General features: G+C 21.9%; 2 protein-coding genes. Both read right to left on the bottom strand.

Features of this window, described 5'->3' with window-relative positions:
• Window positions 1-55 precede the first annotated feature (55 nt).
• On the bottom strand, window positions 56-1,465 hold the full coding sequence (locus tag GBZ86_RS15535; RefSeq protein ID WP_152892166.1) for an aminotransferase class I/II-fold pyridoxal phosphate-dependent enzyme: 1,410 nt from the start codon (window positions 1,463-1,465) through the stop codon (window positions 56-58).
• A gap of 28 nt (window positions 1,466-1,493) precedes the next feature.
• Complete coding sequence (locus GBZ86_RS15530) at window positions 1,494-1,670, bottom strand: sigma factor G inhibitor Gin (protein ID WP_152892164.1); 177 nt, start codon at window positions 1,668-1,670, stop codon at window positions 1,494-1,496.
• Window positions 1,671-1,789: the final 119 nt, after the last annotated feature.

Genomic DNA, 1,789 nt, shown 5'->3' with positions numbered 1-1,789 from the left:
AATCAATACTTTATTTTAAATTTTAATATGTTTTTAACATTTAAATTTATATATGTTAAATTAATACTTTTATTTTATCATCATATAACCCTATAATAGTAGTTCCACTTCTAATATAGTCTTTTATTAGATTTATATGTTTAAATTCTATAATTTCTCCCATTATTAAAAGTGGTATTCCTGGTGGATATGGAATGATATTTTCACCTACAATTTTTCCTATAGAATTATCTAAATCAATTAGTTTCTTCTTATTATCTATAACCTCATATGGGAACTTACCTTTTTTAGGAATATCACATTCATGAAATTTTAATTCCTTTTCTTTTATTTTTTCTAAAGGACATTCAGCTAAAATTTTATATAATTTATCAAATTCTTGAGCTAAATTAAATGGAGTTGGTATTAGAACTACATTTTTATTGTCACTCATTTCACATTGAATATTCTTCTCTCTTAAATAATCTAATAATTTATTTCCATTTAAATTTTCCTTTAAATTTAAAATAATCCTTGTATTGTCTATAAATATTTCATCTTTTATATTATTATTAAAAAAACTTAAATCAACAACCTCAATATAATCTAATAAATTTATTTTTTCTTTTAAATTTTTAATTTGTTTTATTAAATATTGATACGCTTCTTTAGCATCATATTGTAAAAATGCTCTAGCATATTCTAAACTCATCATAAACATATAAGAAGGGCTTGTACTCATAAAAATACCTTTATAGAATTGAACATTTTCTATAAAATTTTTATTATTTATATGAATCCACGCAGTCTGAGTTAAACTTGGTAATGTTTTATGAGCACTCATAACCACCATATCAGCACCTAACTGTTGAGCACTAGGAGCAGATTCATTAAAAAAACCTAAATGTGCTCCATGTGCTGAATCTATTAATATTTTTAATTCATACTTTTTACACAATGATATACTTTTTTTTATATTAATTCCTAATCCATAATAATTAGGATAAGTTAATATTATACCTTTTAAATCATTGTATTCTTCTAATAAACATTTCAAATGTTCTAAATCAAGTCCTATAGGTGCTTTTAATTTTTCATCTATTATATTTTTAACAAAAATAGGATTTAATTTTCTCATAATAATACCATTCATTATACTTCTATGACAATTTCTTTCAACTAAAACTTTATCACCTTCTTTGAAAGCTGAAAAAATCATAATTAAATTTCCACTAGTACTTCCGTTAATTAAAAAATAACTTTTATAACTATCATATAATTTAGATAGCATATATTCTGATTCTTTTATAACTCCTTCAGGCTTATGCAAATTATCTAATCCATCTACTTCTGTTAAATCACCTTTTATTAAAATATCTTTAAATTTATTAAATGCTCTACCCATTTTATGTCCTGGCATAGAGAATTGAATTACATCATTATCTGTATATTTTTTTATTGCGTCAAATAAAGGAACTTTTTTCAAAATTAATATTCCTCCTACTCCCTAAATACTATCCTAATTTTTTCTTATATATTTTTTCTTTTAATTTATTTTTATAAAATTCATAAAAATCACTATTAACATCACAAGTTATAACTTTTTCTTCACAATTATTACATATTAACATTCCTCTTATTATTATACCATAACCTTCTTTTTCACAAATAATACATCTAACTTCTTTCATAAATTAACACCACCTAAAAAATATTTACTCCTTTGATTCTTTCCATTATATTAATATTTATACTTAATATTTTAATGGAAAGAAATAAATAATTTTTAAAAACTAGAGCACACTAAATT

The organism is Clostridium tarantellae, from assembly GCF_009295725.1.
Lineage (GTDB): Bacteria > Bacillota > Clostridia > Clostridiales > Clostridiaceae > Sarcina > Sarcina tarantellae.
Note: the sequence above shows the minus strand (reverse complement) of the source record. Positions and strands in the feature narration are given on the sequence as shown.

Coding starts and splice junctions, on each gene's coding strand:
- GBZ86_RS15530 (WP_152892164.1), bottom strand. CDS start 1,670: ATGAAAGAAGTTAGATGTATTATTTGTGAAAAAGAAGGTTATGGTATA.